The 21,471-nt window shown below is 61.0% G+C and carries 19 protein-coding genes and 1 riboswitch; of the genes, 6 read left to right on the top strand and 13 right to left on the bottom strand.

From position 1 onward, the window contains the following. Window positions 1-69: 69 nt before the first annotated feature. The 8 genes from parC to AC3IUF_RS02495 form a co-directional block, all read right to left on the bottom strand. Window positions 70-2,334: a DNA topoisomerase IV subunit A gene (gene parC, locus AC3IUF_RS02530; RefSeq protein ID WP_414893200.1), complete on the bottom strand. Its 2,265-nt coding sequence runs from the start codon at window positions 2,332-2,334 to the stop codon at window positions 70-72. Between the two features lie 7 nt (window positions 2,335-2,341). After that, entirely contained in the window at window positions 2,342-2,866 is a 525-nt protein-coding gene (locus tag AC3IUF_RS02525; protein WP_489280275.1) for a retropepsin-like aspartic protease family protein, read from the bottom strand. Then, window positions 2,863-3,852: an esterase-like activity of phytase family protein gene (locus AC3IUF_RS02520; protein ID WP_007915773.1), complete on the bottom strand. Its 990-nt coding sequence runs from the start codon at window positions 3,850-3,852 to the stop codon at window positions 2,863-2,865. Before AC3IUF_RS02520 ends, AC3IUF_RS02525 begins: the two co-directional genes overlap by 4 nt. After that, entirely contained in the window at window positions 3,852-5,759 is a 1,908-nt protein-coding gene (gene parE, locus AC3IUF_RS02515) for a DNA topoisomerase IV subunit B (protein WP_007915770.1), read from the bottom strand. Before parE ends, AC3IUF_RS02520 begins: the two co-directional genes overlap by 1 nt. Before the next feature lie 41 nt (window positions 5,760-5,800). After that, window positions 5,801-6,409, bottom strand: a complete 609-nt coding sequence (locus AC3IUF_RS02510; protein WP_095113482.1) for a YqiA/YcfP family alpha/beta fold hydrolase — start codon at window positions 6,407-6,409, stop codon at window positions 5,801-5,803. 289 nt (window positions 6,410-6,698) lie between these two features. Beyond that, window positions 6,699-7,514, bottom strand: a complete 816-nt coding sequence (gene cpdA / locus AC3IUF_RS02505) for a 3',5'-cyclic-AMP phosphodiesterase (protein WP_489280273.1) — start codon at window positions 7,512-7,514, stop codon at window positions 6,699-6,701. A 97-nt stretch (window positions 7,515-7,611) separates the two neighbouring features. Continuing rightward, on the bottom strand, window positions 7,612-8,064 hold the full coding sequence (locus AC3IUF_RS02500) for a DUF1249 domain-containing protein (protein WP_095113480.1): 453 nt from the start codon (window positions 8,062-8,064) through the stop codon (window positions 7,612-7,614). Continuing rightward, the gene (locus tag AC3IUF_RS02495) at window positions 8,055-8,672 is read right to left on the bottom strand and encodes an NUDIX domain-containing protein (protein ID WP_007915755.1); all 618 of its coding nucleotides are present in this window, start codon (window positions 8,670-8,672) and stop codon (window positions 8,055-8,057) included. Before AC3IUF_RS02495 ends, AC3IUF_RS02500 begins: the two co-directional genes overlap by 10 nt. Window positions 8,673-8,899: 227 nt before the next feature. Between AC3IUF_RS02495 and AC3IUF_RS02490 the strand changes: the two genes are divergently transcribed. Continuing rightward, on the top strand, window positions 8,900-9,646 hold the full coding sequence (locus AC3IUF_RS02490; RefSeq protein ID WP_007915753.1) for an RsiV family protein: 747 nt from the start codon (window positions 8,900-8,902) through the stop codon (window positions 9,644-9,646). On the opposite strand, the gene cytX is transcribed toward AC3IUF_RS02490, so the two are convergent. Further along, the gene (gene cytX, locus AC3IUF_RS02485) at window positions 9,615-10,907 is read right to left on the bottom strand and encodes a putative hydroxymethylpyrimidine transporter CytX (protein WP_007915751.1); all 1,293 of its coding nucleotides are present in this window, start codon (window positions 10,905-10,907) and stop codon (window positions 9,615-9,617) included. The two genes, AC3IUF_RS02490 and cytX, sit on opposite strands and share 32 nt — an antisense overlap. 130 nt (window positions 10,908-11,037) lie before the next feature. Next, entirely contained in the window at window positions 11,038-12,927 is a 1,890-nt protein-coding gene (gene thiC, locus AC3IUF_RS02480; RefSeq protein WP_007915736.1) for a phosphomethylpyrimidine synthase ThiC, read from the bottom strand. Window positions 12,928-13,073: 146 nt separating this feature from the next. Beyond that, window positions 13,074-13,179: riboswitch (TPP riboswitch) on the bottom strand. A 206-nt stretch (window positions 13,180-13,385) separates the two neighbouring features. Between thiC and AC3IUF_RS02475 the strand changes: the two genes are divergently transcribed. After that, on the top strand, window positions 13,386-14,819 hold the full coding sequence (locus tag AC3IUF_RS02475) for a TolC family outer membrane protein (protein ID WP_007915734.1): 1,434 nt from the start codon (window positions 13,386-13,388) through the stop codon (window positions 14,817-14,819). 90 nt (window positions 14,820-14,909) lie between these two features. Here AC3IUF_RS02475 and waaA read toward each other — a convergent pair whose 3' ends face one another. Continuing rightward, window positions 14,910-16,184, bottom strand: a complete 1,275-nt coding sequence (gene waaA / locus AC3IUF_RS02470) for a lipid IV(A) 3-deoxy-D-manno-octulosonic acid transferase (RefSeq protein WP_489280269.1) — start codon at window positions 16,182-16,184, stop codon at window positions 14,910-14,912. A gap of 11 nt (window positions 16,185-16,195) precedes the next feature. Further along, the gene (locus AC3IUF_RS02465) at window positions 16,196-17,098 is read right to left on the bottom strand and encodes a LysR family transcriptional regulator (protein ID WP_176472350.1); all 903 of its coding nucleotides are present in this window, start codon (window positions 17,096-17,098) and stop codon (window positions 16,196-16,198) included. 105 nt (window positions 17,099-17,203) lie between these two features. Here AC3IUF_RS02465 and AC3IUF_RS02460 point away from each other — a divergent pair, with 105 nt between their 5' ends. The 4 genes from AC3IUF_RS02460 (at window position 17,204) to AC3IUF_RS02445 (ending at window position 20,655) form a co-directional block, all read left to right on the top strand. Beyond that, window positions 17,204-17,536: a DMT family transporter gene (locus tag AC3IUF_RS02460; protein ID WP_007915730.1), complete on the top strand. Its 333-nt coding sequence runs from the start codon at window positions 17,204-17,206 to the stop codon at window positions 17,534-17,536. A 140-nt stretch (window positions 17,537-17,676) separates the two neighbouring features. Beyond that, a complete protein-coding gene (locus AC3IUF_RS02455; RefSeq protein ID WP_095113477.1) occupies window positions 17,677-18,852 on the top strand; it encodes an NAD(P)/FAD-dependent oxidoreductase in 1,176 nt (391 codons plus the stop codon). Beyond that, window positions 18,849-19,661, top strand: coding sequence for an aldo/keto reductase (locus AC3IUF_RS02450; RefSeq protein WP_489280267.1), 813 nt, complete (start codon window positions 18,849-18,851; stop codon window positions 19,659-19,661). Before AC3IUF_RS02455 ends, AC3IUF_RS02450 begins: the two co-directional genes overlap by 4 nt. Window positions 19,662-19,692: 31 nt before the next feature. Then, window positions 19,693-20,655, top strand: coding sequence for a metal ABC transporter ATPase (locus tag AC3IUF_RS02445; RefSeq protein WP_414893196.1), 963 nt, complete (start codon window positions 19,693-19,695; stop codon window positions 20,653-20,655). A gap of 4 nt (window positions 20,656-20,659) precedes the next feature. On the opposite strand, the gene AC3IUF_RS02440 is transcribed toward AC3IUF_RS02445, so the two are convergent. Beyond that, window positions 20,660-21,460 (bottom strand): hypothetical protein, encoded by an 801-nt coding sequence (locus AC3IUF_RS02440; RefSeq protein ID WP_414916674.1) that lies wholly within the window; start codon window positions 21,458-21,460, stop codon window positions 20,660-20,662. Between the last annotated feature and the right edge of the window lie 11 nt (window positions 21,461-21,471).

Genomic DNA, 21,471 nt, shown 5'->3' with positions numbered 1-21,471 from the left:
ATGCGTTCCGACTCCAGCGCCAAAGCGTCGATCTACGCGTTAAATCGTGGATCGACGCCTCTAGGACGCCTAATTGAGGTTTTCGACGAGCAGCGCATCCACTCTCTGGAAGCCCCTTGGAAGCTTGTTGCCACGACGTCCACGTTCACCTTTGTAGTGTTCGAGGTCGTCGGCCTTCAGCGACAGGGTGCGTTTTCCGGCCTGCAGCACCAACGTGGCGCCTTCCGGAATGACCGCGATGTCCGTGACATATTCTTCGCGACTGGCCACGCGCTCACCGGAAATGCCGATGATCTTGTTGCCTTTGCCCTTACCTAATTGTGGCAGATCGCTGATTTTGAAGATCAGCAGGCGACCTTCGGTCGTGACCGAGGCCAGCCAGTTGTGCTCACGATCAGCTACCGGACGCGGCGCGATGACTTTGGCGTTGTTCGGCAGGCTCAACAGGGCTTTACCGGCCTTGTTCTTGGCTTGCAGGTCTTCGCCTTTGACCACGAAGCCGTAACCGGCGTCGGAGGCGATCACGTACAACGCATCGTCTTCCGGCATCAGCACACACTCGAACGAGGCGCCCGGCGGCGGCGTCAGACGACCGGTCAACGGTTCACCCTGACCACGCGCCGACGGCAACGTGTGCGCGGCGACCGAATAGCTGCGGCCGGTAGAGTCAATCACCACGGCAGACTGGTTGGAGCGCCCCGCCGCCGAGGTCTTGAAGCCGTCGCCGGCCTTGTACGACAGGCCGGTAGCATCAATGTCATGACCTTTGGCCGAACGGATCCAGCCTTTTTCCGACAGCACCACGGTGACTTTCTCGTTCGGCAGCAGATCGTGCTCGGTCAGCGCCTTGGCTTCTGCACGCTCGACGATTGGCGAGCGACGGTCATCGCCGTAAGTTTCAGCGTCTTTCAGCAGTTCGGTGCGCACCAGCTTCTTCAGCTTGGCTTCGCTGCCCAGCAGCGCTTGCAGCTTGGCTTGTTCCTTGAGCAGTTCGTCCTGCTCGTCGCGCAACTTCATCTCTTCCAGTCGCGCCAACTGCCGCAGACGGGTGTCGAGGATGTAGTCGGCCTGAATTTCGCTGAGGGCGAAACGCTCGATCAGCTTGGCCTTCGGATGCTCCTCGGTGCGGATGATGTGGATCACTTCATCGAGGTTGAGGTAGGCAATCAACAAACCGTCCAACAGGTGCAGACGACGCTCGACCTTGTCGAGGCGGAATTGCAGGCGGCGACGCACGGTCAGCACGCGGAATTCCAGCCACTCGACCAGCAAGGCACGGAGGTTTTTCAGCTGTGGTTTGCCGTCCAGACCGATGATGTTGACGTTGACCCGGTAGGTCGACTCCAGCTCGGTGCTGGCGAACAGGTGCTGCATCAGCGCTTCGTGATCGACGCGGCTGTTGACCGGAATGATCACGATGCGGCACGGGTTTTCGTGGTCGGATTCGTCGCGCAGGTCAGCGATCTGCGGGGCTTTTGACGGTTTGGCCTGCATCAGCGCGGCGATCTGCTCCAGCACCTTGGCACCGGACACCTGGTGCGGCAGCGCGGTGACGATGATGTCGCCGTCCTCGACGTGGTAGACGGCGCGCATGCGCACCGAGCCCTTGCCGGTTTCGTACATCTTCAGCAGGTCGGCGCGCGGGGTGATGATTTCTGCTTCGGTCGGATAGTCCGGGCCTTGAATGTGTTCGCAGAGTTGCTCGACCGTGGCTTTCGGCTCATCGAGCAGGCGCACGCACGCGGTGGCGACTTCGCGCAGGTTGTGCGGCGGCACGTCGGTGGCCATGCCCACGGCGATACCGGTGGTGCCGTTGAGCAGAATGTTCGGCAGGCGCGCCGGCAGCACCAGCGGCTCCTGCAGGGTGCCGTCGAAGTTCGGCCCCCAGTCGGCAGTGCCCTGGCCGAGTTCGCTGAGCAGCACTTCGGAATAACGCGACAGACGCGCTTCGGTGTAACGCATGGCGGCGAAGGACTTCGGATCGTCCGGCGCACCCCAGTTACCCTGACCGTCGACCAGCGTATAGCGATAGCTGAATGGCTGGGCCATCAGCACCATCGCTTCGTAGCACGCCGAGTCACCGTGCGGGTGGAATTTACCGAGCACGTCGCCGACGGTACGCGCCGACTTCTTGTGCTTGGAATCGGCGTCCAGGCCCAACTCGCTCATCGCATAAATGATGCGACGCTGCACCGGTTTCAGGCCGTCGCCGATATGCGGCAAGGCACGGTCCATGATCACGTACATGGAGTAGTTGAGGTAGGCACTTTCGGTGAAGTCGGCCAGCGAGCGGCGTTCTACACCGTCCAGGCTGAGATCAAGGGGGTTGCTCATGCAGGCCTCATCGGTTCGTTGTCTGGCGCAGCAGCATGGTGCCACCGCGCTGAGTAAATTCAAGTTTGTTCAGGGCGCTCATGCCGAGCAACACCTGATCGCCATGCAGCCCCGGCGCCACCAGTGCGCGGACGTCGCGCAGCACGATGTCGCCCAGTTGCAGGCGGTCGATTTTGGTCCGGTAGCCCTGGCTCAGGCCGTTGGCCGTGCTCAGGGTCACACCGAAACCTTCTTCCAGTTTCAAACGCTTGGCCAGATCCGCCGGGATCGCCACATCGGTCGCGCCGGTGTCGAGCATGAACTCCACCGGCTCACCGTTGATCTGACCGCTGGCGACAAAATGCCCTTGGGCGTTGCCGGCCAGCTTCACCTCGATAAAACCTTCGCCCTGCTCCGAACTGACGACGACGTTCGGATTCTGCTGACGTTGCTCCCACTGGCCGAAAAACCGCATAGCCAGAAACAGCGCCGCGCACCACGCCAGAATCATCAGCACCCGACCGGCGCGCTTGCCCGGCGGCTGTTGACTCATGGCTTGGCGCTCCAGCCGCCATCAGGTGCGGCGAAGCGCCAGACGATCGGCCGAACCTCACCGTCGGCCCGCGGGCCGAAATTATTGTCGACGCCGACCCATGCACCATCAGCGTCAACGATCAGCGCCTCTTCCAGCCCGAAGTTCTGCGAATAACGGCGGTTGGCCTGTAACAGTTCAGCGGCGTACGACCAGCAACGCTCGACCTTGGCGGTCTGCGCATCGCGCCGACAAATCTGGAAGGCGTTGCGCTCAAGGGTAAACAATTTGCCGTTGAACAACGAAAGGTCGGAAAAGTCTCGGTCGACCGCTCTGGCCTTGGGGAACTGCGGCGGCTGCATTTCCTTGCCGCCCTCGCTGAGCAGCACGCAACGACCGTCGCAATCCCACACTGTCTGCTGGCGCTTGATCAGCAGCAAGCCACGGCTTTGCCGCTCGGCGGCCAGCCACATCTGATCGCCCGCCGGGCTGATCGCCAGGCCTTCAAAAATCGCATTGAAATGCAGGAGCATGCCGCTGGCCCGCGCTTCGCGAACCATCATCGGCGAGATCTTCAGCCAGTTGACCGGGCCGCTGACGGGCACCTGCAAGACCGCCGCATGGCCCTCGCTGACAATGTAGCGATTGCCGGTGCTGTCGCAACTGATGCCTTCGAAATCCAGGTCGCCACCGCGCACGAACGAGGCGGCCCAATTGCGCGAGCGCAACCCCCACGGTAGACCGGTCTCCGGCACCAGGGGCACGTCGATGTGCAAGGCTTCGGCCTGCCAGACCTGATCGGCGGTATTGAGCCGATATATCTGATCATCATCGCGGTCCGACACCGTCCACAACTCGCCGCCACACATGGCCAGCCCCGACAGGTTACCGCCGCGCATGCCGTCGACGGGGTGTTCGGAGAGCACGCGCAATTCCTGCAAAGGCTCGGCCGACACGCTCATCACACTCAGCAGCAACACACCCGCCAAGGCCCAGCCAAACCGCATCAGGCCAGCACCTCGGCGAGGTTGCCTTTGGATTCGAGCCAGGTCTTGCGGTCACCGGCGCGTTTCTTCGCCAGCAGCATGTCCATCATTTCCGAGGTTTCGGCAAAATCCTCGCCCAGCGTCAACTGCACCAGACGTCGCGTGTTCGGGTCCATGGTGGTTTCACGCAGCTGCGGCGGGTTCATCTCACCCAGACCTTTGAATCGGGTGACCTGCGGTTTGCCGCGTTTCTTCTCGGCGACCAGGCGGTCGAGAATGCCGTCGCGCTCGGCTTCGTCGAGAGCGTAGTAGATCTCTTTGCCCAAATCGATGCGGTACAGCGGCGGCATGGCGACGTAGACGTGACCGGCATCCACCAGCGGGCGGAAATGCTGGACGAACAACGCGCAGAGCAAGGTCGCGATGTGTAGACCGTCGGAGTCGGCGTCGGCGAGGATGCAGATCTTGCCGTAACGCAACTGGCTCATGTCCGCCGCGCCCGGGTCGACACCGATGGCCACGGCGATGTTGTGCACTTCCTGACTGGCCAACACTTCACTGCCGTCGACTTCCCAGGTGTTGAGGATCTTGCCGCGCAACGGCAGGATCGCCTGGAACTCTTTGTCCCGCGCTTGCTTGGCGGAACCGCCGGCGGAATCACCTTCGACCAGAAACAGTTCGGAACGCATCGGATCCTGCCCGGCGCAGTCGGCCAGTTTGCCCGGCAACGCGGGGCCTTGAGTGACGCGTTTACGCTCGACCTTCTTACTCGCCTTGAGACGACGACCGGCGTTATTGATTGCCAGCTCAGCCAGGGCCAGACCGGTTTCCGGGTTGGCGTTGAGCCACAGGCTGAACGCATCCTTGACCACACCGGAGACAAACGCCGCCGCTTCACGGGACGACAGACGCTCTTTGGTCTGGCCGGAGAATTGCGGCTCCTGCATTTTCATCGACAGGACGAACGCGATGCGCTCCCAGACGTCTTCCGGCGCCAGCTTCACGCCGCGCGGCAGCAGACTGCGGAATTCGCAGAACTCGCGCATGGCGTCGAGCAAACCCTGACGCAAACCGTTGACGTGGGTACCGCCCTGCGCCGTCGGGATCAGGTTGACGTAGCTTTCCTGCACCGCGTCGCCACCTTCCGGCAGCCACAGCAGCGCCCAGTCGACCGCTTCTTTATTACCGGCGAAAGCGCCGCAAAACGGCTCGTTCGGCAGGCGTTCGAATTCGCTGACGGCGTCGACCAGATACGAGCGCAGGCCGTCTTCGTAGTGCCACTCGACTTTCTCGCCGGTGCCTTTGTCTTCGAAGCTGACCAAAAGGCCCGGGCACAACACAGCCTTGGCCTTGAGCACGTGCTTGAGGCGGCTGATGGAGAATTTCGGTGAATCGAAATACTTCGGATCCGGCGCGAAGTACACGCTGGTGCCGGTGTTGCGCTTGCCGACGGTGCCGACGATTTCCAGCTCGGTGGCTTTGTAGCCATCGGCGAACGTCATCTGGTATTCGTTGCCGTCACGCTTTACGCGCACGCGCACTTCGGTCGACAAGGCGTTGACCACGGAAATACCCACGCCATGCAGACCGCCGGAGAACTGGTAGTTCTTGTTGGAAAACTTGCCGCCCGCGTGGAGCTTGGTGAGGATCAGCTCAACGCCCGACACGCCCTCTTCCGGGTGAATGTCGACCGGCATGCCACGACCGTCGTCGCTGACTTCCAGGGAATGGTCAGCGTGCAGGATGACCTGCACCGATTTGGCGTGGCCGGCCAAGGCTTCGTCGACACTGTTGTCGATGACTTCCTGGGCAAGGTGGTTCGGCCGACTGGTGTCGGTGTACATGCCGGGGCGTTTGCGCACCGGGTCGAGGCCCGAGAGGACTTCGATGGCGTCGGCGTTATAAGAGCTAGCGCTGGGAGTGGCCATAGGGTCTCGTCGTCAGTCATTCATGAAATAGGGGCAAGACTTCACAGTGCGGTGAAATCGATTGCCTGATACACATCGGCACCAATGCCGGCAAAACTCAGCAACGCCGGCAATTGCCCGGCAAAGCCTTGGAAACTGTGGTCGCCGCCGGCCTGAATGCGCAAGGCACAGGCGCGGTAATACTGCTGGGCGAGGCGATAATCCAGTGTTTCATCGCCGGTCTGCAACCATACCTGATAGCGCTGGGCGTCCTGAGGCGCCGGCACTTCCAGTTCGGCCAGGGCCGTGACGTGGTCGTGGGTCAATTCCCAGGTTTCATCGGTATACAGGTTTTTCTGCGTGCCCAGATAGCCGTCGAACATCCGGTGCGGGCTGACCGCCGGGTTGACCAGCAGGGCTTTCAGGCCATGGCGCTCGGCCAGGTGAGTCGCATAGTAGCCGCCGAGTGAGCTTCCCACCAGCAGCGGGCTGCCCAGTTCGGCAATCGCTTGTTCCAACTGACCGATGGCTTCACGCGGGTGGTGATGCAGGGCCGGGACACGCAGTTTGTCGCTCAAACCCAGCTGCTCCATCACGGAGACCAGCTGACAGGCCTTTTTCGAGGCCGGGGCGCTGTTGAAACCGTGGATATAGAGGATCGAACCGGACATTTGAGCTCCCTGGGTGTCGGTTTGGGTTTGCGGAGTTTACAGGGAGAGAAGAGCGGATTGGGGGTGGTTTCGAGAAATTGGTTATTCAGCAGGGGCGGCCCTCACCCTAGCCCTCTCCCAAAGGGAGAGGGGACTGAATGGGGAATATTCAAGAACTACACCGACCTGAAAGTGATTGGGCGAATCCATAATCGACTCGGTATTTCAGGTCGGCGCATGACGCAATACACCTCGGTCGGCTCCCTCTCCCTCTGGGAGAGGGCTGGGGTGAGGGGCTCTTGATCGAAAATCAGTAACCTTCGGAACCGTAATCAACGGTAAAAGCAAATCCGGTGACACGTTCCACGCCAGTCTCCAATCGCCCATCCGGCAACAACCGCAACCAGCGATACCCCGGCGCCTGCTCCCCCACCTTGAAGTCCGCACTCCCCGGCTCGAACTGAATGCAGGTCGAAGGCGAAGCCATCAAGCGCACGCCATTGCGCTCACGATCAATCTCCTGATGCACATGCCCCCACAACACCGCGCGAGCCTGTGGAAAACGATCCAGCACCTCGAAAAACGCCTCGGGATTGCGCAAACCAATCGGCTCCATCCACGCGCAACCGATCGACACCGGGTGATGATGAAAACAAACCAGATGATGGCGCTCCGGCGCTTCGCTCAGGGAGCGGGCCAGCAGCTGCAATTGATCATCCTGAAGATACCCCGGCACCGAACCCGGCACCGCCGAGTCCAGCAGCGTCACCCGCCAGTTACCGATATCGACTACCGACTCCAGCAACGCGCTCTGCACGGCGGCCTGGGCCATGATCATCGGTTCGTCGTGATTGCCGGGAACCCAGCGCGCCGGGGCAGCGATCTGCGCGCTCATCTGGCGAAACTGCTGATACGACGCCAGCGTGCCGTCCTGCGAGATATCGCCGGTGGCCAGAATCAGGTCGATCTGCGGCTGCTGCTCCAGCACCAACTCGATCACCTGTTGCAGGCTCTCGCGGGTGTTCATGCCCAGCAGCGTACCGTGCGCTTCAGCGAACAGATGGCTGTCGGACAACTGCACCAGCAGCGGCGAATCGGCGGAGGTCAACGTGGATACGCTCGGCAAGGCGCTCTCCCAAGGCAAAAGCACGGAATCGATAGTGCCGCAATTATGCTGGGGGATCACTGAAAGAGGAAACTGCCGAACCGGACGCAGTTCACAACTAGCGTACGACTTCGTACTCGTGCCCCAACGCCAGGCAATGACTCAGCCATTCCCCCAGGAACAGATTGAGCTGGGCCTTTTCATCTGGCTGATGCATGGCCGCGTTCGGGTAAGGATAGATGCCGCGAAAGCGTCGTGCATGTTCGGCGCTGACCACTTCGGCCATGCGCGCGTCATGATAGACCTGCACTTCCAGTTGCGGCACCGGCAGCCAAGGCAGGCTGTGTTCCTGACGCACTTGCAACGTTGTGGTGTATGGGCAGGTTTGCAGCACTTCGAGGGCCAGCACGCCGAGCATCTGCTCGCCCTGGGTCACGGCGATGCGCCGCGCCTCGGGCTCGTTGCGCATGTCCGGCAGCAGTCGCATCAGGCGCGCGTAGTTGGCCTCGCAGGCGGCTTGCAGCCCCGCGAGGTCGACTCGATAACGATCGCGCAACTTGTTTACGACCATAACCCCCTCACTTCGGCGCGGTTCAGCGCCAGCCACTGCAAAGCGATGATGCTCGCCGCGTTGGCAATGCGACCGTCACGGACGGCCTGCAAGGCATCTTCAAAGGCCCAGACCGTGACGCGGATATCTTCTGCCTCTTCTTCCAGGCCATGCAGGCCGCCAACGCCGTCAGTGCTGCAACGCCCCAGATACAAATGCACGAACTCGTTGCTGCCGCCCGGCGACGGGAAATACTTGGTCATCGGCCACAGGGCCTTGATGTCCAGCCCAGCTTCCTCCTGCGCCTCGCGGTGAGCAACTTCTTCCGGCACTTCGGCCTTGTCGATCAGACCAGCGACCAGTTCGACCAGCCACGGGTTGTCGGTCTTGCCCATGGCGCCGACGCGAAACTGCTCGATCAACACCACCTCGTCGCGCTGCGGATCGTAAGGCAGCACACACACGGCATCGTGGCGTACAAAGACTTCACGGTTGATCTCGCGGCTCATGCCACCGGCGAACAATTCATGACGCAGGTGCAAACGGTCGAGTTTGTAAAAACCCTCGTAGCAGCGCTCGCGTCGCACGACGTCGACGGTGGTCGGAATGGCGTTGGCAAAATCAGTCATGAGCATCCTCTTTACTGCAGATCCATTACGAGTTGCCGCTTGTTACTGGCAACCTCGACTTCGCGCCATCCTAACGCGCCCGCACCGTTTGATGCAGCCCCTTTACCGTCAGCGGGATGGACGGTGGAGGCGAAACCCACTCTAATTAGCTTAGTGGCGAACTGACTGCTTCTGCGAGAGTCGAAGCGGATATCTTTTTGCCTTCCCCTGCTTTCGAAAGGACGCCCATGTCGCTTTTCAAAATTGCCTCCGTGGCCGCCATTGCCCTGACTCTGGGTGCGTGCGCCAGCCTGTTCCAGCCCAACTACCGCACGCCGCTGGAAACCACCCGCGATGCATCGGAACAACTGAAACCGGGCTGTTCCAACCCTGATTGCCCACTGGTGAACATCGACACCCTGCGCTTCCCGGCCGAACCTGCGCTGGACGGCATCATCGAAAAACGCCTGCTGCAAATGACCCGCACCGAGAAAAACGCCCAGGTAGCGCCAACCCTGGCGGCCTATCGCGAGCAGTTTCTGGCCAGTGCCGGCCCGCGCAACAGCAGCTACCTGCAAGCGAAAGTACGCGAGCAGCATGACGGCTTGGTGATCATCGAGGTGTCGAGCTACCTCGACACCGGCGGTGCGCATGGCACCCCGGGGCGCGGTTTCATCAACTATTCGCGCCAGCAGCACAAGGTGCTGAACCTGTCCGACATGCTCGTGCCGGGTCAGGAAGAGGCGTTCTGGAAAGCGGCGCAGGTCGCGCACAACAGTTGGTTGATCAGCACCAAGCTCGATCAGGAGCCGGAGTTCGTGGCGAACTGGCCGTTCGTGAAGACCCCGAACGTGGCGCTGACCTATGGCGGCGTGATCCTCAAGTACGACGTGACCACCATCGCGCCTTACGCGCTGGGCCACGTCGAACTGAAGATTCCTTATCCGCGTCTGAACGGCATTCTCAAGCCTGAGCTGTTTCCCGGCCGTAACTGAAGGCCCGGCCCAGCACTAGTTGCAACAGCCCTGCCAGCACCAGCGCCGGCAGGGTTGCGCCGACATCCGGATACAGATTCGCCAGCAAGTGGTAGGTGCTCACGCCACCCAGCCACGCTAACAACGCCGGCCAGCGCAATGCCGCCGACGCGACCTGAGCGCTGCGCTTGCGCAGGATGAAGTGATCGACCAGCACCACGCCGAACAGCGGCGCAAACACCGAGCCGATCAGCAGCAGGAAATTCTGGTACTGCGCCAACGGCGCCAGCAGGGCGATCAGCGTGCAGATCACGCCAATGGCCAAGGCCAGATGCTCGACTTTCAGGCGCAACAGAATCCCGCTGGAAACCGCTGCCGAGTGAATGTCGGCGAAGGCGTTTTCCGACTCATCCAGCAGAATCAGCAACAGCGGAATGCCCAGACCTGCACCGGCCAGTGCCAGCAGCAACGCGTTGACTTCACCGCTCGGCGCGAACGCAAGCGTGTAAGCGACGCCAAGGCTCATCAGCCAGAAGTTGCCGATAAAGAAACCGACCGCAGTGCCACCAAAAACATTCTTCGCACGCTTGCCGAATCGCGAGTAGTCGGCGATCAGCGGCAGCCACGACAGCGGCATCGCAATGGCAATGTCAAAGCCCACAGCGAATGGCATCGAACCGTCACCGGCACGCGACCAGAGATCGGCCAGATCGGCTTTGGCAAACAGGTTCCAGGTCAGCCACAGGCACGCCGCCAACAGCAGCCAGATGCCCCACTTGCGCAGGATCTGCCGCACAAAAGTCAGCGGCCCGCTAACAGCAAGCAACGTCGCCAACGCCCCGAAAAACAGTGTCCACAAAACCGGGTTCGACCACAGCGAACCTTCGCTGAACGCGCGGGTGCCGAGCAGGCTGGCAGCGTCGCGCATGACGATGATTTCGAACGAGCCCCAACCAATCAGTTGCAGCAGGTTGAGCAGCGCCGGCAGGCTCGCGCCTTTGCTGCCGAGGCTGAGTTTCAGCGCGGCCATCGAGGACAGACCGGTGTCGCTGCCGATCACGCCAACGGCGGCCAGCAACAGTACGCCGACCAACGTGCCGAGGAAAATCGCCAGCAGCGAACCGGACAGGCCCAGACCTGGCGCGAGTAATGCGCCGGTCTGCAAAACCATCAGGCCGATGCCGAGGGAGAACCACAAGGAAAACAGATCGCGACCACCGAATACACGCTTGTCGGCGGGTACGGCGAGGTCGGGGGAATAAGTGCTGGGTTGAATGCTCAAGGGTGTTATCTCAGAGGGACACTTGTTGTGATCGTTCCCACGCTCCGCGTGGGAATGCCTCTAGGGACCAGTGACGCGGAGCGTCACGGGCTGCATTCCCACGCAGAGCGTGGGAACGATCAGTACGGGCTCAAACCTTTTTGTACAGCTGACTGCCTTCCTTCTTGAACCGCTCGGCCTGTTCCGCCAGGCCTTGGGCGACGTCCACGTCGACCGCGTCGATCCGCTGGTTGGCCGCATACTCGCGGACTTCCTGAGTGATCTTCATCGAGCAGAATTTCGGCCCGCACATCGAACAGAAATGCGCGACCTTCGCCGAATCCTTCGGCAGGGTTTCATCGTGATACGAACGCGCGGTATCCGGATCCAGACCCAGGTTGAACTGATCCTCCCAACGGAACTCGAAACGCGCCTTGCTCAAGGCGTTGTCGCGAATCTGTGCGCCCGGATGCCCTTTGGCCAAGTCCGCTGCGTGCGCGGCGATCTTGTAAGTGATGATCCCGGTCTTCACGTCATCCTTGTTCGGCAGACCCAAGTGTTCCTTCGGCGTCACGTAGCAGAGCATCGCGCAACCGAACCAGCCGATCATCGCCGCACCGATACCCGAGGTGATGTGGTCGTAGCCCGGCGCAATGTCGGTGGTCAGCGGGCCGAGGGTGTAGAACGGCGCCTCATCGCAGCACTCCAGCTGCTTGTCCATGTTCTCTTTGATCAACTGCATCGGCACGTGGCCCGGGCCTTCGATCATGGTTTGCACGTCGTGTTTCCAGGCGATCTTGGTCAGTTCGCCGAGGGTTTCCAGTTCGCCGAATTGAGCAGCATCGTTGGCGTCGGCAATCGACCCCGGACGCAAGCCATCACCCAGCGAGAAGCTGACGTCATAGGCTTTCATGATTTCGCAGATTTCTTCGAAATGCGTGTAGGCGAAGTTTTCCTTGTGATGCGCCAGGCACCACTTGGCCATGATCGAACCGCCACGGGAAACGATACCGGTCACGCGTTTGGCGGTCAGCGGCACGTAACGCAGCAGCACGCCGGCGTGAATGGTGAAGTAGTCGACGCCCTGCTCGGCCTGCTCGATCAGCGTGTCGCGGAACAGCTCCCAGGTCAGGTCTTCGGCCGCGCCGCCGACTTTTTCCAGCGCCTGATAGATCGGCACTGTGCCGATCGGCACCGGCGAGTTACGGATGATCCACTCGCGGGTTTCGTGAATGTGCTTGCCGGTGGACAAGTCCATGATGTTGTCCGCGCCCCAGCGAATGCCCCAGGTCAGTTTCGCCACTTCTTCTTCGATGGACGAACCCAACGCGCTGTTGCCGATATTGCCGTTGATCTTCACCAGGAAGTTACGGCCGATGATCATCGGTTCCAGTTCGGTGTGGTTGATGTTGGCCGGAATGATTGCGCGGCCACGGGCGATCTCTTCACGGACAAATTCAGGGGTGATGATTTTCGGCACGCTGGCGCCGAAGCTGTGACCCGGGTGTTGCTGATCCAGCAGGCCGGCGGCGCGGGCCACCTCAAGCTTCATGTTTTCGCGGATGGCGACGAATTCCATCTCGGGCGTGATGATGCCCTGACGCGCATAGTGCATTTGCGTGACGTTGGCCCCAGCCTTGGCGCGGCGCGGGTTGTTGACGTGGGCAAAGCGCAGCTTGGTCAGTTCCGGATCGGCGAGGCGCTCGCGACCAAAGTTGGAACTCAGACCCGCCAGGCGCTCGGTGTCGCCACGGTCATCGATCCACGCCGAACGCACATCGGCCAGGCCTTTGCGTACGTCGATCACCACGTTCGGATCGGTGTAGGGGCCCGAGGTATCGTAAACGGTGACCGGTGCGTTGATTTCACCGCCGAAGTCAGTCGGGGTCACATCAAGGGTGATTTCGCGCATCGGCACGAGGATGTCCGGGCGCGAGCCCTGAACGTAGACTTTTTGCGAACGGGTGAACGGCTTGACCGATTGCTCGTCGACCTTGGCCGAGTCACTCAGGTTGATCGCGTTTTTTGATTTTGTAGTCATCACGGGCTCTCCAGACAGCATCCAGGCAGTGGATTGTCGGAGCAGAACCTGAAAGGCACGGACGCACCAGGACCGGTGCTGTGCATCGTCGTCGAGCGTTCGATTGTCGAACAATTTCCCGGACGAAGCACAAGAGGACTCGCCGGGTGACGAGAAATCTTGTTCCCTACGCAGGCGCTAACCTGATCAGGTTCAACGGGATCCGAAATTATTCGATCTCAGCCTCATAGCAAGGCACCCCGACAAGAACCCGGCCAGTCTAGACACAACCGGCAAAGAACGCCAACACCGCAGCAAACACCATGATGAATGGCGCAAATACACAGGTTGGGCCGATTGTTGTGATCGATTTGCGCAACTACACTCGCTTTGCCCCGCCACGCCTTGACGCTGCGGGGCTTGCGCCTTACCTTTGGCGCCCGGATTACTTCCATAATATTAATGCTAGGGATCGCCTCATGCTGCGCAAACTCTCACTGGCTGTTGCCGTGTCTTGTGCGTCCAACGCAATGGCCTGGGCAGCAGAAGCGCCCTTGTCGACCAAAACCGATCTGGTCAGCGTCTATCAGGAAGCGGTCGACAACAATGCCGACCTGGCCGCCGCCCGCGCTCAGTACGGTGCGCAGAAAGAAGTCGTGCCACAGGCCCGCGCCGGTCTGCTGCCGAACCTGTCGGGCGGTGCCGAAGTGGCCAATGTGCGCACGTCGATCGATCAACCCTCGGCCACTGCCAATCGCAGCGCTCACTCTTATCAAGCGACTCTGGCCCAGCCATTGTTCCGCGCCGATCGCTGGTTCCAGTACCAGGCCGCGAAGGACGTCAACGAGCAAGCCGCCCTGCAACTGTCGGCGACTGAGCAGAACCTGATCCTGCAATCGGCCGAAAGCTATTTCAACGTGCTGCGCAGCCAGGACAACCTCGCCTCGACCAAGGCTGAAGAAGCCGCATTCAAGCGCCAGCTCGACCAGTCCAACGAGCGCTTCGATGTCGGCCTGTCGGACAAGACCGACGTGCTGCAATCGCAAGCCAGTTACGACACCGCACGAGCCAACCGCATCGTTGCCCAGCGTCAGGTCGATGATGCCTTCGAAGCGCTGATCACCCTGACCAACCGCCAGTACAACTCGATTCAGGGCATCGTCCATACGCTGCCGATCCTGCCGCCGGCGCCGAACGATGCCAAGGCGTGGGTCGACACAGCGGCGAAACAGAACCTTAACCTGCTGGCGAGCAACTTCGCCGTCAGCTCGGCCGAAGAAACGTTGAAGCAGCGCAAGGCCGGCCATTTGCCAACCCTCGACGCCGTGGCCAAATACGAAAAGGGTGACAACGATGCGCTGGGATTTGCCAATCCGAACTCGTTCGGCACGCCTTATCACGGCAACGTCGAGCAGAGCACAGTCGGCTTGCAACTGAACATCCCGATCTACAGCGGCGGGCTGACCAGCTCGCAAGTGCGCCAGTCGTATGAGCAACTGAATCAGAGCGAACAACAGCGCGAATCCCTACGCAGGCAGATCGTCGAGAACACCCGCAACCTGCACCGTGCGGTGAACACCGACGTCGAGCAAGTGCAGGCGCGTCGTCAGTCGATCATTTCCAACCAGAGCGCGGTGGAAGCTACCGAGATCGGTTATCAGGTCGGTACGCGCAACATCGTTGACGTGCTCGATGCGCAGCGTCAGCTGTACACCTCGGTGCGCAATTACAACAACACGCGTTATGACTACATCCTCGACAACCTGCGTTTGAAGCAGGCGGCGGGGACACTGAACCCGGGTGACCTGGAAGATCTGCGGCGGTATCTGAAGGCCGATTACAACCCGGACAAGGATTTCCTCCCGCCGGATCTGGCCAAGGCCGCCGAGGCGCAGCTCAAGGCCCGGCCTTAAGCCTTAAAAACAAAAGATCGCAGCCTTCGGCAGCTCCTACAGAGGAACATTTTCCAATGTAGGAGCTGCCGAAGGCTGCGATCTTTTTGCTTACTTGATCAGTCTGCCCAAACCATCCAGCAAACGCTGCAACGCGCCCTGATTGCGGCGCATTACCGCCAGCCCGGCCTCGGCCATACGCTGCGCATCACGCGGCAACTCGAACAAGCGCTGAACTTCCACGGCCAGCCCTTCGGCATCATCGACCTCGGCCAACGCCCCGGCTTCACGCAATTGCGCGGCGATATCGAGGAAGTTGAACAGATGCGGGCCACTGATCACTGGCTTGGCCAAGGCTGCCGGCTCCAGCAGATTGTGCCCACCATTGGCCACCAGACTACCGCCGACAAACGCGCTGTCCGCCAGTGCATAGAGAAACAGCAATTCACCCATGGTGTCGCCGAGCAGCACGGATGTCTGTGCATCAACATTGCTCCCGGTGGAACGCCGCACCGTGGCAAAGCCTTCGCGCTGGCACAGTTCGAACACTGAATTGAAGCGTTCCGGGTGACGCGGCACCAGGATCAGCAACGCATCAGGGTGATTGGTCAGCAAGCGACGATGGGCGTCGAGGATCACTTCGTCCTCGCCTTCGTGGGTGCTGGCGGCGATCCACACCGGACGCTCCAGCGCCTGCCATTGGCCACGCAGTTCAGCGGCGCGTTGCAGCAGTTGCGGGTCGATGGTCAGGTCGAACTTGATCGAACCGGTGACTTCGACTGTTTCCGCACGCGCACCCAGATCGCGGAAGCGCTGGGCTTCGGCTTCGGTCTGCACGGCGAACAAACTCATCTCGGCCAGCATCGGCGCGGTCAGCTTGCTAAAGCGGCCATAGCCGCGTGCGGAGCGCTCGGACAAGCGTCCGTTGGCCAGCGCCACCGGGATTCCACGCTTGGCGCACTGATGAATGTGGTTAGGCCACAACTCGGTTTCCATGATCACCGCAAGCTTGGGCTGAACGCGATCAAGAAAACGCGACGCCGCACACGGCAAGTCGTAGGGCAGATAGCAATGCTGAATGCGCGGCTCGTTGGCGAACAGCGCCTGAATCCGCTCCGACCCGGTCGGGGTCATGCAGGTCACGGTAATTGGCAACTGTGGATAACGTTGCAACAAAGCGCGGATCATCGGTGCGGCAGCGATGCTTTCGCCCACCGATACCGCGTGCACCCAGATGCCGCCGGGTTGCAACCTCGGCATGCCGTAGGAAAAACGTTCGCCAATCCGCTTGGCATACGCCGGCGCCTTGCGCGCCCGCAGCCATAGCCGAATCGCCACCAATGGCAGCCCCAGGTAAAACAGCGCGGTGTAGAGAGTTCTATTCATGGCGGCGGAGTTTATCGACTTTTGCCACCGATCGCCCGCAAGTGCACGGCAAAACGTTCGGCCAGCCAACGCGCGGCCGGGCCGAGCGGTTCGTCGCGGCGCCAGACCAGTTCAACCACCAGCGCCGGCGGCGTCCACTCACTGTCGAGTTCAACCATCAAGCCCTGATACGCCGAGTACTGCACCACGTGGCGCGGCAACCAGGCCCAGCCCAGATCGCGCACCAGCCATTCGGACATCACGTAGAAACTGTCGGCGCGCCACACCTGCGGGCTGGCCGGCTCGTTGCCGGGATAGACGCTGGTTTGCGTCGACATCAGCAACTGTCGGTGTTGCGCCAGTTGTTGGCAGGTCACATAGGACTGCGCCGCCAGCGGGTGCTTGATGCCACAGACCGTGACCATTTCCACGCTACCGAGGACGCGGCGCTCCAAGGCCTCGGGGATTTCATCGTGATAGAAAAGCAGGCCGAGGTCGGCGCGACGTTCGACCAGTTTTCGCGCGACCTCGCCTTGCGCGGCGCTGGTCAGTTGCACTTCAAGGCTGGGGAATTGCTCGGCCAGTTCACCGAAACTTTCCACCAGCGCCTGATAGGGCATCGCCTCGTCCTGGGCCACGCGCAGTTGCGCTTCCTGACCACGCATCATTGCCATCGCCCGGCCATTCAGACGCTCACACTGGCGCAGGACTTCCCGCGCTTCTTCGAGCAATGCTTCGCCCGCTTCAGTAAGGCTTGGCTGGCGACCGCTGCTACGCTCAAACAGGCTCACGCCCAGATCATCTTCAAGCATGGCAACAGCGTTGCTGATCGCCGATTGCGCCTTGCGCTGCTGGCGCGCCACGGCGGAAAACGAGCGATGTTCGGCCACATCGACAAACACCCGAAGTTGATCCAGATTCCACTGCATGCTGATTCGCCAACCCATCTTCAGAACAGATAGGTAATGACTTTACCCCATCTGGTGAATCACTAGAATGCCGCCTCAGCAAGCAACGTTTTACATTGAGGATCATGAACCATGAACGCCTACGCCTACCTGGCCATTGCCATCTGCGCCGAAGTGATCGCCACCGTATCGATGAAGGCCGTCAAAGGCATCAGCACCCCCCTGCCGCTAGTGCTGGTCATCGTCGGCTACGCGATTGCGTTCTGGATGCTGACGCTGGTGGTGCGCACCGTACCGGTCGGCGTTGCCTATGCGGTCTGGGCGGGTATGGGCATTGTGATGGTCAGCGTCGCGGCGCTGTTTATCTACGGGCAAAAACTGGATATCCCGGCGATGCTGGGGATGGCGTTGATCGTGCTGGGCGTCGTCGTGATCCAGTTGTTCTCGAAAACTGCCGGGCACTAAAGCCCAACCACATTCCCTTGTAGGAGTGAGCCTGCTCGCTCCCACATTTGGATTTGTGTTCGGCCTGTTGATCATCGACAAATCCGCCCCTTTCCCGAGTCTGTATACTGCGCCCTCGTCTTGAACACTGAGGTCGTTGCATGCCATCCGTTATTTCCACCGACGTTCTGATTGTCGGCGCTGGTGTCGCCGGCCTCTGGTTGAACGCGCGTCTGCGCCGCCAGGGTTTTTCGACCGTGCTGGTGGAAAGTGCCAGCCTCGGCGGCGGGCAAAGCGTTAAATCCCAGGGCATCATCCACGGCGGCGCCAAGTACGCGCTGCACGGTGCTCTGACCGGCGCCTCGGAAGCCATCGCCGACATGCCGCGCCGCTGGCGTGAAGCGCTGGCCGGTAATGGCGAGCTGGACCTGTCCGGTGTGCGCCTGCTGTCCGAGGCCCATTACCTGTGGTCGCCGGGGACCCTCGCCGGCAACCTCACCAGTTTCTTCGCCAGCAAAGCGGTGCGCGGCCGCGTTGATCAGGTCAAGGGCGAGCAACTGCCGCCAGCCCTGCAAGACAAGCGCTTCAAGGGCAAGGTCTATCGTCTTGCCGAACTCGTCGTGGATGTGCCAAGCCTGATCCAGCGTCTGGCCGATCTGGCCGGCGATGGCCTGCTCGCCGGGCAAACCATCGAGCCGTTGCTGGAAGCGGGCGTGCTGGTCGGGTTGCAAGTCGACGGCCGCGAGATTCGCGCTCAGCGCATCGTCCTCAGCGCCGGCGCGGGTACCGCCCAACTGCTTGAAGACCTCGGTCTGAGCCAGCCGGCCATGCAACGCCGGCCGCTGCACATGATCCTCGCCAAAGGCCCGGGCCTGAAACCGTTGTACGCCCACTGCCTGGGTGGCGGCAGCAAACCGCGGATCACCGTAACCACACACCCGGCGGCTGACGGCCAATGGGTCTGGTACATGGGCGGCGACATCGCCGAAAGCGAAGGCGTGCACCGCGAGCCGGCCGAGCAGATCGCCACCGCGCAGAAAGAGATCGCACAGTTGCTGCCGTGGATCGACCTCAGCGCCACGCAATGGGCGACCCTGCGGGTTGACCGTGCCGAACCACTGCAAACCGGCCTCACGCGCCCGGACAACGCCTTCCTCGCCGAACAAGGCCGCTTGCTGGTCGGCTGGCCAACCAAACTGGCGCTGGCACCGGACTTCGCTGACCGGGTCATCGCCTCTCTCGAGCGCGACGGCATCCAGCCGCAAGCCGCCGAACCTTTGCCGGCGCTGCCAAAACCACCCATGGGCGTTCCCGCCTGGGAGCAACTGCTGCCATGACCATTGCCAATCTGCACGACCTTCATCGACCGTTGGGCAGCACCGGCCTGATGGTTTCGCCACTGGGTCTGGGCACGGTCAAACTCGGCCGTGACCAAGGCGTGAAATACCCCAACGGTTTTCAGATTCCCGGCGACGACGAAGCGCGCATGCTGCTGCGTCAGGCGCGGGAATTGGGCATCAACCTGATCGACACCGCCCCGGCCTATGGCCGCAGCGAAGAGCGTCTCGGCCCGCTGCTGCGTGGCCAGCGTCAGGACTGGGTAATCGTCAGCAAGGTCGGCGAAGAGTTTGCCGATGGTATGTCGCGCCACGATTTCAGTGCAGCACACACACGAATGTCGGTGGAACGCAGCCTGCAACGTCTTGAAACCGATTTTATCGACCTGGTGCTGGTGCATTCCGACGGCAACGACATGGCAATTCTCGAGCACGAAGAGGTGTACGCCACCCTCGCGGCGCTCAAGGCCGAAGGCAAGATTCGCGGCTTCGGCTTTTCCGGAAAAACCGTCGAAGGTGGCCTCAAGGCACTGGAGCAAGGTGACTGCGCAATGGTCACCTACAATCTGAACGAACAAAACGAGAAAGCTGTCATTGACTATGCTGCTGTCCACGGCAAAGCCATTCTGGTGAAAAAAGCCTTGGCCAGCGGTCATGTCTGCCTGAGCCCGGGCGTCGACCCGGTGCGTGCCAGCTTCGAATTGCTGTTCGCACAGCCTGGCGTGGCCAGTGCTATTGTCGGCACGATCAATCCGCTGCACCTCGCCCACAACGTTGCGACCGTTGCCCAGGTCCTACGTGGTCACTGACGCCGCCTCGCGGCCTTAAGCAGGAGCCGATATGCCGCGCACGCTCATCAGAAAGAACCCGAGCAACTTCAAGACCCTGCCGCTGTACGTCGAAGCCACCCCCGAAGGCCTGACCTATCAGAGCGTCGGCATGCCGCTGAACTTCGCGCAGACCTTGCAGCGGCGCAAACCGGTGAGCGTGGCCGACACTGAGCGCTTCTCGCTGGAGCTGGCCAATCTCGGCGTTTCGGTACGTCTGACCCTGCATTGGCAGAATCGCGATTATTGGGTGCTGGTGCGCCAGCGCCGACAGGACCGTGGCGACGTCGTGCTCAAATTGATTTCCGGTTACGTGCCGGCTCATGAGCTGAATATCCCGCTACACACGGCCATTCAGGAAATTGCTGAAGAGTGTTTGCTCGAGACACCGGAAGGCTGGCTCGGCGGGCGCTTCAACGACACCTGGCTGCCAGCCCCCTACTCTGCAGCTCTGCATTATCGCGAAGCCCTGCCGTTTCGCCTGACCCCGTTGTCCGGCTCAGCGCGACCGATCCGTAGCGCCAATCTGCAATTGCTCGAACGGCCTCGGGCCTACGTACACCTGCCGACCGCGTCACTGCAATTGATCTACGACTTGCGCCTGGATGTGCCCAAGGAGGCCAAGTCCCTGAGTCTGTTCCACGTCGACGAGCGTCTGGAAGGTGATCAGCTGGTGGCCAGACTCGACCGCAAGCGCCCCGACCTGTACTTGATGCCACTCAAGGACGGCGCGCCACTGGCCGAGCTATACACGCTCAAGCGCGACAAACTGGTGCCGGCCAGCACCCGAGGTCTGTATCTGGCCGAGAGCTTTGCGACACAAACCGGCTGGGTCGTGCGCGAGGAGCGGATTCGCTGGAAGGACTGGCTGGTGCAACAGGGTCTGCAACCGGCGAAAGCCCCGCGTCAGGGGCTCAAGCAGTTGAGTATCAAGGCGCTGCGTTTGGTCGGGCTGGGCAAAAAAACCGCCAAATAGCGGTTTAGCGGCGGCGATCCCACCACGTGCGCAACGCGGCGAAGAAATGGAAGTAGCGGTTTTCGCGCTTGCCCATGCCACGCTTGGGCGAGAACGACTCCTCGGCAAATGCGCCGGTAATGCGCACTCGTGATGCCTGAGTCGGCAGTGTGCAGATTTTGGCATCCACCTGCTGCAACGCATATTTGAGCAAGCGCTCGGAATGCAGCTTGCGACCTGTCGCCTTGCAGAAATCGAAAATGCGCTCGACCCGTTTGCCGTACGCGACATAGGTATCGCGCCCGCAAACCGCGAAACGGTCGTTCAAACCACCCCACCACTGCCAATCAGGAATGTAGGCGTTGTGTCGCCGCACCTGCGGATGATTGAACACATAGCCGGGCAGCGCGGTGTGGAAGAAATTGTCCGGGCGCACGAACACAACGAAATCCGGATCGAAGGATTCGATCATCGAGGTCACGGTGTGCAACGAGTTGAGCTGATAGATCAGATTACGCAGCGACGCATAGTCATCGGCCCAAGTGTCGCCCTGTGCTTTGACCTGCTCGAAATCCCAGCGCTCCAGCACACCTTCGGTCGAGGTGAGCGTGCCGGTCATCGACTCGAACGGCTGGTAATTGTCCGCCTTCAGTTCACCCTTCTCGCCGGACCGCGTGTTCTGCACCTCATCGATCTTGTACAGATGGTAGAAGCACTTAACGTCGCTGCCCGCAGGCAACTGCGCCAGAACGTTCTGTTCGATAGAGGGGAAGCAGATTGTCGAATTTCTCGGGATCCCGAAAAAAGCCACGGCAATTTTCAACACTCAACAGCACC

It is taken from the genome of Pseudomonas sp. KH_040 (assembly GCF_057839305.1).
The sequence above is the reverse complement of the archived record's forward strand: the minus strand, read 5'-3'. Positions and strand labels throughout refer to the sequence as shown.

Coding starts and splice junctions, on each gene's coding strand:
- parC (WP_414893200.1), bottom strand. CDS start 2,334: ATGAGCAACCCCCTTGATCTCAGCCTGGACGGTGTAGAACGCCGCTCG.
- AC3IUF_RS02525 (WP_489280275.1), bottom strand. CDS start 2,866: ATGAGTCAACAGCCGCCGGGCAAGCGCGCCGGTCGGGTGCTGATGATT.
- AC3IUF_RS02520 (WP_007915773.1), bottom strand. CDS start 3,852: ATGCGGTTTGGCTGGGCCTTGGCGGGTGTGTTGCTGCTGAGTGTGATG.
- parE (WP_007915770.1), bottom strand. CDS start 5,759: ATGGCCACTCCCAGCGCTAGCTCTTATAACGCCGACGCCATCGAAGTC.
- AC3IUF_RS02510 (WP_095113482.1), bottom strand. CDS start 6,409: ATGTCCGGTTCGATCCTCTATATCCACGGTTTCAACAGCGCCCCGGCC.
- AC3IUF_RS02500 (WP_095113480.1), bottom strand. CDS start 8,064: ATGGTCGTAAACAAGTTGCGCGATCGTTATCGAGTCGACCTCGCGGGG.
- AC3IUF_RS02495 (WP_007915755.1), bottom strand. CDS start 8,672: ATGACTGATTTTGCCAACGCCATTCCGACCACCGTCGACGTCGTGCGA.
- AC3IUF_RS02490 (WP_007915753.1), top strand. CDS start 8,900: ATGTCGCTTTTCAAAATTGCCTCCGTGGCCGCCATTGCCCTGACTCTG.
- thiC (WP_007915736.1), bottom strand. CDS start 12,927: ATGACTACAAAATCAAAAAACGCGATCAACCTGAGTGACTCGGCCAAG.
- AC3IUF_RS02475 (WP_007915734.1), top strand. CDS start 13,386: ATGCTGCGCAAACTCTCACTGGCTGTTGCCGTGTCTTGTGCGTCCAAC.
- waaA (WP_489280269.1), bottom strand. CDS start 16,184: ATGAATAGAACTCTCTACACCGCGCTGTTTTACCTGGGGCTGCCATTG.
- AC3IUF_RS02460 (WP_007915730.1), top strand. CDS start 17,204: ATGAACGCCTACGCCTACCTGGCCATTGCCATCTGCGCCGAAGTGATC.
- AC3IUF_RS02455 (WP_095113477.1), top strand. CDS start 17,677: ATGCCATCCGTTATTTCCACCGACGTTCTGATTGTCGGCGCTGGTGTC.
- AC3IUF_RS02450 (WP_489280267.1), top strand. CDS start 18,849: ATGACCATTGCCAATCTGCACGACCTTCATCGACCGTTGGGCAGCACC.
- AC3IUF_RS02445 (WP_414893196.1), top strand. CDS start 19,693: ATGCCGCGCACGCTCATCAGAAAGAACCCGAGCAACTTCAAGACCCTG.